This window comes from Pseudomonas brassicae (assembly GCF_010671725.1).
In the GTDB taxonomy this organism is placed as follows: domain Bacteria; phylum Pseudomonadota; class Gammaproteobacteria; order Pseudomonadales; family Pseudomonadaceae; genus Aquipseudomonas; species Aquipseudomonas brassicae.
Genome location: NZ_JAAHBU010000185.1, coordinates 1 through 8,925 on the forward strand (window position 1 = coordinate 1; position 8,925 = coordinate 8,925).

An 8,925-nucleotide genomic window follows, 5' to 3' on the forward strand; every position below is an offset into this window, starting at 1 on the left:
CAGGCGCCGCAGGCCCTGGACTACGCCAGCGGTGCGTGGAGCCGTGGCCTGCTGATCGCCAACGACCAGCGCCTGGATGATTTTGTCGCCGAGCTGGGGCGCTACCGCCAAGGCTGGTTGCGTTGCGATCCGGCGGTGGGGCACCTGCGTATCAGCGGTACCTTCGCGCTCGGCGACAGCGAGCAGACCCTGCAGGCGCTGGTGGACGCCTTGCCGATTCGGGCGCAGCGGCGTACACGGTTCTGGGTGACCCTGACGGCGGCATAGCGCTATTGCGAAAAATTATCGACAGCACCTGGTATTTATTCCCGATCTCGTTCGACTCATGGGAAGCGGCCGATCTGTGCGGCCTGGCAACCAGACGAGAACGACATCATGACGTACCACCTTTTGCCCCGACCCAGCCCCTTGTGCGTGATGCTAGGTAGAACCTTGCTGTGCTCGGCGTTGATGCTGCCGGCGCTGTTGCCCGCCAGCGTCAACGCCGAGCCTGCAGCCACGCAGCGCTTTGACCTGGCCCCGGATGACCTGGGCAGGGCGCTCACGCGCTTTGCTGCCGAAGCCGGGGTGGTGCTGTCATTCGATGCCAGCCTTACCCGCGGCCGTCAAAGCGCCGGGCTGCACGGCCACTACGCTGTGGAGGCCGGTCTGAGCCGACTGTTGCAGGGCAGCGGTCTGCAAGCTGTGCGAGACGGCAGCGGGCGCTATCAACTGGTGCCGGTCAGCGCGGCCGCTGGCGCGGTGGCGCTAGGCGCCACCACCGTCAATGCCGAGCACCTGGGTGCCAGCACAGAAGACACCGGTTCCTACACCACGGGTACCATGCAGAGCGCCACCAAGCTGGCCCTGACGGCGCGCCAGACCCCGCAGTCGGTCTCGGTGATCACCCGCCAGCGCATGGACGACCGGGGCATGCAGACCTTGCACGATGTGGTCAAGGACACCCCGGGCCTGACCCTGGCCAACGACGGTCCGGAACGGCCGACCTATTACGCCCGTGGTTTCACGGTCGACAACATTCTTTATGACGGCCTGCCGACCACCGTGTCGAGCTACACCGCACGCGACACCATTGCCGCTGCAGACACCGCGATGCTCGACCATGTCGAAGTGGTACGCGGTGCCACCGGCTGATGACAGGCTCCGGCAGCCCGTCGGCCGCGATCAACCTGGTGCGCAAGCGCCCTACGCGCGATCCCCAGGCCAGCATCAGCCTGGGTGCCGGCAGCTGGAACAACTACCGCGGCGAGCTGGATGCCTCCAGCGCCCTCAACGACAGTGGCAATGTGCGCGGGCGGTGGTCAGCAGCTACCAGGTCAAGGACAGCTTCCAGGACGTGGTCAACAAGGAACACAGCCTGTTCTACGCGATTACCGAAGCCGACCTGAGCGATTCGACCACCCTGACCCTGGGCGCATCCAACCAGAACCTGAACAACAACACTGCCTGGGGTGGCGTGCCCACGCGGGGCGACGGGGGCGATCTGAAGCTGTCACGCTCGACCTACCTGGGCAATGACTGGGGACGCTGGGACCAGGACAACAACACCCTGTTCAGCGAGCTGGAGCAGCGTTTCGACAACGACTGGAAGCTGCGCATGGCTGCTACCAAGCGTTGGTCGAAGCTGGACCTGTTCGCCTCCTATGCCAGTGCTGGCAGCGCTGACACGTTCAATCAGATGACCGGCAAATTCCGCTACGAAAACGATCAGACCAGCTACGACCTGTACGCCAGCGGGCCATTCCCGTTGCTCGAACGCGAGCATGAACTGGTGGTCGGTGCGAGCAACCGCCGGGAGACCTTCGAGGGCTATGGCACCACCGTGCTGACTGGCTCGGCTATCGACATCCACAACTGGAACCCGCACAGCACGCCCAAACCTGCTGTCGACATGGATGCCTGGCAGCAGCAGAGCGAGACCGAGCAGAGCGGTGCCTACCTGACCGGGCGTTTCAGCCTGGCCGAGCCGCTGCACCTGATCCTGGGTGGGCGCCTGGACTGGTATGACTATCAGATCGAAAGCAAGGGCAGCCGCAAGCAGACCGACAAGGTGACCCGCAACGTCACGCGCTATGCCGGGCTGGTCTATGACCTGAACCAGACCTACTCGGTGTACGTCAGCTATACCGACATCTTCAGCCCGCAGGGCGTGGTCGATACCCGCAATGCGCCGATCAAGCCAATCACCGGCAAAAACTACGAGGCCGGGATCAAAGGCGAGTTTTTCGACGGTGCGCTCAATGCCAGTGCGGCGGTGTATCGCATCGACCAGCAGAATCGTGCCTCTATCACCACGGTCGCTGCCAGGCACCGGCGGGTGTATCGTGCTACGTGGCGTCCGGCGAGGTACGCAGCGAAGGGCTGGAGCTGGAGGTCAATGGTGCACTGACGCCCAACTGGCAGTTGGCAGCGGGCTACACCTACAACGCGGCCAAGTACCGCAAGGATGCAATCGCGAGCAATGAGGGACGGCTGTTCAACAGCGACCTGCCGCGCCACCTGTTCAAGCTCAATACCACCTACACCTTGCCGGGCGCCCTGCAGCGCTGGCGCGTGGGGGGCGGCCTGAGCAGCCAGAACACCACCTTCAACCAGGGTGAGGGTTATCGCATCGAGCAGGAAGGCTACACGCTGGTCGACCTGATGGTCGGGCACCGGCTGACCGAGAACATCGACCTGCGCCTGAACGTCAACAACGTGTTCGACAAGAAGTACTACCAGACCATCAACAGCAACACCTGGAACGCGTTCAACGTGTACGGCGAGCCGCGCAACTTCATGCTGTCGGCCAAATACACGTTCTGAGCCCGTGCCCTGTGGGCGCAATCAGGCGCCGAGCATCAGCTTTCGGCGCCAGTAAAATCGGTGCGCGCGGTGTATCTGATGCACCGCAGCACCGGCACTGCGCAGGGCAGAAGAGTGCTCAGGCGCTGCAAGCGACTAGAACGCCAGCTTGTACCCGATCAACAGCAACATCGCCGCCAGGCAAGGGCGCAGCACGTTGTCGGAAATACGGCCGGTCAGGTGGCTGCCGATGTAGATGCCCGGCAACGACCCCAGCAGCAGGTAGCCCAGCAGCGACCAGTCCATGTTGCCCATGCTGGCATGGCCCAGGCCGGCCACCAGGGTCAGCGGCACGGCGTGCGCAATCTCGGTGCCCACCAGGCGACGGGTGACCAGGTACGGGTACAGCAGGAACAGCGCCACAGTGCCCAGTGCACCGGCACCGATGGAGGTCAGCGATACCATCACCCCCAGCACCACGCCGGTCACGACTGTGAGCACGTTCAACGTGCGTTCGCTGAGGTGGTAGTGATCACCGGCATGCTTGCTGGCAAAGGCTTGCAAGCGGGATTTGAACAGGATTGCCAGCGCGGTGAGGATCAGCACCACGGCCAGGCCTTGTTTGATCACGCCGTTGAGTGCCTGGGTGTCAGTGTGCAGCGTGCTGAGAAACCACAGGGTCAAGGCTGCCGCTGGCACGCTGCCCAGTGCGAGCTGGCCGGTGATCTTCCAGTCGATGTTCTTTTGCTTGCTGTGCACCCAGACGCCACTGGCCTTGGTGATCGCCGCATACAGCAGGTCGGTGCCCACGGCAGTCGCCGGGCTGATGCCGAACCAGAGCAGGATTGGGGTCATCAACGAGCCACCGCCCACGCCGGTCATGCCGACGATGAAACCCACGATCAGGCCTGCGATGGTGAAACCAAAAGAACCTACATCCATAATTACCTAAACACCCAGCGAGCCCGTGATCGGATGGCAGCCAGCATAAAGGTTTTTTTATAGCTAAATAGACTTGTTCGTTATTAGTTTATAACCATAAGACAGAACCTGACGGCTGCCATCGGCCGCGTGCGCGGCCGATGACAAGCCTGGCGGGGTCAGATCTTGAAGCTGTCGACCAGCTGTTTCAGTCGGCCGGCCTGGCGCGACAGATCATCGCAGTGCTTGAGCGTATCGTTGAGGTTGGTCACACCTTGCTGGTTGAGCACGTTGATCTGGGTGATGTCCAGGTTCAGGCTCTCGACCACGGCTGTCTGCTCTTCGGTCGCGGCAGCCACCGACTGGTTCATGCCGTCGATCTCGCCGATGCGCTGGGTCACGCTGGTCAGGCGCTCACCGGCCTGGTTGGCCACGTGCACGCTCTGTTCGCTGGAGACCTGGCTGGCGTTCATGTTGTGCACCGCCTCGCGCGAGCCGACCTGGAGCGTGGTGATCATCTTGTGAATCTCTTCTGCCGACTCCTGGGTACGGTGTGCCAGGTTGCGCACCTCGTCGGCCACCACGGCAAAACCACGCCCGGCTTCACCGGCACGGGCGGCTTCGATCGCGGCGTTGAGCGCCAGCAGGTTGGTCTGCTGGGAGATGCCCTTGATCACGTCGAGGATCTGCCCGATGTCGTCGGTGCTGGCGTTGAGCGTTTCGATCTGCTGGCACGATTCGCTGATCTTCTGTGACAGGGCAGTCATTGCGCTGATGGTTTCCTGTACCACCTGGCGACCGTCGTTGGCCTGGTCGCTGGCGCCGCTGGCATGCTGCGAGGCATCGGCGGCGTTGCGCGCGATTTCCTGGGTGGCAGCCCCCAGTTCGTTGATCGCGGCGGCCACGCTGTTGGTGCGCAGGCTCTGCTCCTCGGAGCCGATGATCGACGCATTGGAGGCGCTCATCACGCGTTCCGACAAGTCGTGCACCTGGCGTGTGGCCGAGGCCACTTCCGAGATCGAGGCATGGATACGCTCGACGAACTGGTTGAAGGCACCGGCCAGTTCACCGAATTCGTCCTTGTTCTCCACGGTCAGGCGGCGGGTCAGGTCGCCTTCGCCCTGGGCGATGTCCTGCATGGCGCGGCCCATGGTGGTCAACGGACGCATCAGCACCGGAATCAGCAGGCTCAGCAGGCCGGCGATGGCGGCCACGGCAATCAGCATGGCAATGATCGCCGAGGTACGGAACTGGCTGAGTGCGGCGTAGGCCTTGTTCTTGTCGATGGACAGGCCGATGTACCAGTTGGCCGACGGCAGGCCGCTGACCGGCGCGAACGAGATGATCCGCTCCTGGCCGTTGAGGGTCACGTCGTGCACGCCGGCGGCCACTTCCAGGTTGCTGCCCGGGTAAATGTCCTTGAGGTTCTTCATCACCTGGTCATTGTCGGGGCTGACGATCATCTGCCCGCTACGGTCGACCAGGAACGCATGGCCGATGCCGCCGAAGTCCACGGCATTGATGATCTCCACCAGGGTGGCCAGGCTCAGGTCGCCACCGACCACGCCGAGCAGCTCGCCCTTGCTTTTGACCGGCATCGCGATGGTCACCACCAGGCCGCCCACGGCGGCCATGTACGGTGGGGTGAGCATGGGCTGGCCGGCGGCGACGGCGGCGGTGTACCACGGGCGCTGGCGCGGGTCGTAGCCGTCGGGCATTTTTGCGTCGGGGCGTTGGGTGAACACGCCGTTGGCCTGGCAACGTAGGTGAACTGGAAGTTGGAGGTGAAGGCGGGTTGATCGACCAGGCCCGGGAAGTCAGCCTGTACGCCCTGATGGGCGACGTTCTGCGCAAGGTTCTCCAGCACCAGGATGCGTCCGCTCATCCAGTTCTGCACGCTGCTTGCGGTCAGCGCACCTGCCTGGTTCACCGACGACTCGATGTTCTGGCGGATGGTGTTGCGTTGCAGGTAGTCGTTGTAGAGGGTGAACAGTGCAAATGCCAGAACCACTACCGCGCAGGCGCTGAGCAGGATCTTGTGGCGAAATTTCAGGTTCATGTTTCGAGACCTTTAGCCAGAAAGGAGAAGTGACGGCTTCGCGAGTCGGGACCTTGTGGGCCGCACCATCGTGTAGAGCGCGCAACTGACTTTGTAGGTATCGGCTGTAAGAGCGAAATATTTATGCACCACTTTGATGCAGTTCGTCGGAATCTCGGGCCAATTGCTGCACCAGTTCCTGAGCCGCGCGTTGCAGGGGTTGGTGCTTGAGCCAGAAGGCATGCACGGGCAGGCTCAGCTCATTGTGGGTGTTGCGAAAATCCAGCCGTACCAGGCGCCCGGCGGCGAGCAGCGGGGCGATTCTGGACAGCGGGAAATCCCCCCAGCCCAGGCCGGCCTCGACCATTTCGATGGCCATGCTCAGGCTGTCGGTGCGCCAGTGCGCGGTACCGATCAGGGCACGTGTGTCGAGCATCGGCAGGTCGCGGCTGGCGACCACGATCTGGCGCACGTTGACCAGGTCTTCCAGATAACGCACCTGCTCGCCCAGCGCGGGGTGCTGCGGCGAGAGCGTGGCGGTCAGCGACTCCATGCCTATTTGCTGGAAGCGCTGGCGCGGGTCCACTGCCAGGCCCGCAAACGCCAGGCACAGTTGCACTCGGCCGCTGTGCAGCAGGTGCAGTGCGTCCTCCTGCGGGGCGCTGAGCACCTCCACCTGCAACAGCGGATGGCGCTGGCTGATCTGTCGGATGGCCTGTAGCAGCGGCTGGTGGTCGATGTCGGGCACCACGCTGATTGCCAGTGTGCTCTCCAGCCCCTGGGACAGCTCGAGGGCATGCACCTGCAACTGCGCCAGTTGGTCGGCGATCAGTCTGGCGTGGGGTTCCAGCGCCTGGGCCAGCGCGGTGGGGCGGGTTTCACGGTGGGTGCGCTCGAAGAGTGCGAAGCCAAGCTCGGCCTCCAGGTTGGCGATCGCCATGCTTACCGCCGAAGGCACGCGCCCTAGCGCGCGTGCGGCGGCAGAAAACGAGCCGCGGTCGAGCACGGCCAGAAACAGTTCGATGTTGTCGCTGGAAAAGTTCATGGGTTTCTCCTGTCAGATGATCTGATAGCTGTTGACTTTTTCTGTCAAGAAAATTGAATCAAGCTGCGCACCCAATCGATTGAATGAGGTAGACAAGGGTGCAAGGGGTCAAGCGCAAGTTTGTTTATGTGGCGGCGTATGAGGGTATCGGGCTGAGCCTTTCGACGGTGGGCCTGGCCTTGTTGTCGGGCACTGCGCCGAGCAACACCGGGCCGCTGGCGGTGATGATCACGACCATCGCGATGATCTGGAACGTCATCTACAACACGCTGTTCGAGCGCTGGGAGAGTCGCCAGGCAGTACGTGGGCGCAGCGTGGCACGGCGGGTGGCGCACGCGGTCGGGTTTCAACTGACCCTGGTGGTGTACCTGATCCCGCTGATTGCCTGGTGGCTGGGGATGTCGCTGTGGGAAGCGTTCGTGGTGGACCTGGCGTTCATCATCCTGATCCCGTGCTACACGTTCATCTACAACGGGCTGTTCGACCGGGTGTTCGGGTTGCCGACGTCGGCGTTGGCGCAGGCTGGCGCCTGAACAAGGCGAAGCTTTTGCTTCTGGCCTCACGTCCAGCATAGAATGATAGGAATTCTCATTCGTACCCCTGGTCGCCCATGTCCAAGCCCGATCCCGCTCTGCGCAAGCAGGTCAGCCGTATCTATCAGGACCATCACCGCTGGTTGCAGGGCTGGCTGCGCCCGCGGGTAGACTGCCGGCACCTGGCGGCCGACCTTGTACAGGATGTGTTCGTGCGGGTGCTCAGTGCGCCGGATGCCGGAAACCGGCTGGAGGCAGTGCGCGAGCCGCGCGGCTACCTGGCCACTATCGCCCGGCGCCTGATGATCGACTACTTTCGCCGCGCCCGCCTGGAACGCGCCTGGTTGCAGGCCCTGGCCGAACAGCCCGAGGCCTTCGAGATCTCGGAGCAGGAGCGCCTGATCCTACTGCAGACCCTCTACGAAACCGATGCCATGCTCGCCGGGCTGGGGCGCAAGGTGCGTCGTGCGTTCCTGCTGTCGCAACTCGACGGCATGACCTACAAGTTGATCGGCCTCGACCTTGGGGTCTCCGAGGTCACGGTGACCCGCTATATCGCCAAGGCCTTTCATCACTGTACGCTGTACAGCCTGCAAGCCGAATCGTGAACCCCATGGCAACCCTCGACCCTCTCCAGCGTGCCGCGCTGGAACAGGCTGCGCTTTGGCGCGCCCGCCTCAATGCCGATGCGGTTGGCGATGCCGACCGGCAGGCCTGGCAAACCTGGCACGACGCCCACGAGCAGCATCGCTGGGCCTGGCAACAGGTCGCCCAGGTGCAGCAACGGCTGGGTCAACTGCCTGCCGGGCTGGCCGGGCGTGCCCTGGACCTGACCACACAACGGGCAGCGGTGGGGCGCCGTGGGGTGCTCAAGGGCATGCTGTTGCTGGCCGGCACCGCAGGCCTTGGCTGGGCAGGCTACCGTGAAGTCAGGCACGCGCCGTGGGCCGCCGACTACCACACGCGGGTCGGCAAGCGTCAGGCGCTGACCCTGGCCGATGGCACGCAACTGGAGCTCAACACCGACACCGCACTGGATGTGCGTTTCGACAGCCAGCAGCGCCTGCTGGTGCTGCGTCAGGGCGAGGTGATGATCACCAGCGCGCCAGACCAGGCCGGGCGCCGCTGCGGGTGCAGACCGCCAACGGCACGGTCGAGGCACTGGGCACCCGTTTTCTGGTGCGCCGCGACAGTGACGGCAGTACTACGGAGTTGGCGGTGTACCAGGGGCACGTGGGCGTATTGCCCCGTGATGATGTGGGCGGGGCGATGGTCAGTGCGGGGGAGCAGGTACGTTTTGCCCACCCCAGGTTCGTGCTGGGGTCGCCGCTTGATCCCCATCGCGATGCCTGGCGCAAGGGCCTGCTGACTCGCCAACGACCAGACGCTCGGGGTATTCGTCGCCGAGTTGCGGCGCTACCGCCTTGGCTGGCTCAAATGCGCCAATCAGGTGGCCGACCTGCGCATCAGCGGCACCTTCAAGCTGGACGACACCGAACAGATCCTGCGCGCCATCGGCAAGACCCTGCCGGTGCGCATCGAGCGGCGCACGCGCTACTGGGTGAGCATCGAGCCGCGCACGGCGTGAAAATATTTTTTCGTAA

10 protein-coding genes and 4 pseudogenes are annotated in these 8,925 nt (G+C 63.6%); 9 read left to right on the forward strand and 5 right to left on the reverse strand.

What is annotated here, in order from left to right:
• From G3436_RS14295 to G3436_RS28290, 4 genes and pseudogenes are all read left to right on the forward strand, one after another.
• A pseudogene (locus G3436_RS14295) lies at positions 1 to 267 on the forward strand (FecR domain-containing protein); the annotation flags it as partial.
• A gap of 108 nt (positions 268 to 375) precedes the next feature.
• Entirely contained in the window at positions 376 to 1,134 is a 759-nt protein-coding gene (locus G3436_RS27615) for a TonB-dependent receptor (RefSeq protein WP_243667143.1), read from the forward strand.
• 163 nt (positions 1,135 to 1,297) lie between these two features.
• Positions 1,298 to 2,389, forward strand: coding sequence for a TonB-dependent siderophore receptor (locus tag G3436_RS14300; protein WP_338001256.1), 1,092 nt, complete (start codon positions 1,298 to 1,300; stop codon positions 2,387 to 2,389).
• A complete protein-coding gene (locus tag G3436_RS28290; RefSeq protein ID WP_338001257.1) occupies positions 2,332 to 2,805 on the forward strand; it encodes a TonB-dependent siderophore receptor in 474 nt (157 codons plus the stop codon). The genes G3436_RS14300 and G3436_RS28290 overlap by 58 nt, the downstream gene beginning before the upstream one ends.
• 135 nt (positions 2,806 to 2,940) lie before the next feature.
• Here G3436_RS28290 and G3436_RS14305 read toward each other — a convergent pair whose 3' ends face one another.
• The 5 genes and pseudogenes from G3436_RS14305 to G3436_RS14315 all read right to left on the reverse strand — a co-directional run bounded on the left by G3436_RS14305 (position 2,941) and on the right by G3436_RS14315 (position 6,788).
• The gene (locus G3436_RS14305; protein ID WP_163946029.1) at positions 2,941 to 3,726 is read right to left on the reverse strand and encodes a sulfite exporter TauE/SafE family protein; all 786 of its coding nucleotides are present in this window, start codon (positions 3,724 to 3,726) and stop codon (positions 2,941 to 2,943) included.
• A gap of 158 nt (positions 3,727 to 3,884) precedes the next feature.
• Positions 3,885 to 4,670, reverse strand: coding sequence for a methyl-accepting chemotaxis protein (locus tag G3436_RS28920; protein WP_420801214.1), 786 nt, complete (start codon positions 4,668 to 4,670; stop codon positions 3,885 to 3,887).
• Positions 4,671 to 4,787: 117 nt separating this feature from the next.
• Positions 4,788 to 5,423, reverse strand: a pseudogene (locus tag G3436_RS28925) (cache domain-containing protein); the annotation flags it as partial.
• Positions 5,312 to 5,764, reverse strand: a complete 453-nt coding sequence (locus G3436_RS28930) for a hypothetical protein (protein ID WP_420801213.1) — start codon at positions 5,762 to 5,764, stop codon at positions 5,312 to 5,314. The pseudogene G3436_RS28925 and the gene G3436_RS28930, both read right to left, overlap by 112 nt.
• 121 nt (positions 5,765 to 5,885) lie before the next feature.
• Complete coding sequence (locus G3436_RS14315; RefSeq protein ID WP_163946032.1) at positions 5,886 to 6,788, reverse strand: LysR family transcriptional regulator; 903 nt, start codon at positions 6,786 to 6,788, stop codon at positions 5,886 to 5,888.
• Positions 6,789 to 6,886: 98 nt separating this feature from the next.
• On the opposite strand from G3436_RS14315, the gene G3436_RS14320 reads away from it, so the two are divergent.
• From G3436_RS14320 to G3436_RS14335, 5 genes and pseudogenes are all read left to right on the forward strand, one after another.
• Positions 6,887 to 7,321, forward strand: coding sequence for a PACE efflux transporter (locus G3436_RS14320; protein WP_163946034.1), 435 nt, complete (start codon positions 6,887 to 6,889; stop codon positions 7,319 to 7,321).
• A 77-nt stretch (positions 7,322 to 7,398) separates the two neighbouring features.
• Complete coding sequence (locus G3436_RS14325) at positions 7,399 to 7,929, forward strand: sigma-70 family RNA polymerase sigma factor (protein WP_163946037.1); 531 nt, start codon at positions 7,399 to 7,401, stop codon at positions 7,927 to 7,929.
• A gap of 5 nt (positions 7,930 to 7,934) precedes the next feature.
• Positions 7,935 to 8,411 (forward strand): annotated as a pseudogene (locus G3436_RS28935) (DUF4880 domain-containing protein); the annotation flags it as partial.
• A gap of 41 nt (positions 8,412 to 8,452) precedes the next feature.
• Positions 8,453 to 8,497 (forward strand): annotated as a pseudogene (locus G3436_RS28940) (hypothetical protein); the annotation flags it as partial.
• Positions 8,498 to 8,771: 274 nt separating this feature from the next.
• Entirely contained in the window at positions 8,772 to 8,909 is a 138-nt protein-coding gene (locus G3436_RS14335; protein ID WP_163946041.1) for a hypothetical protein, read from the forward strand.
• Positions 8,910 to 8,925: the final 16 nt, after the last annotated feature.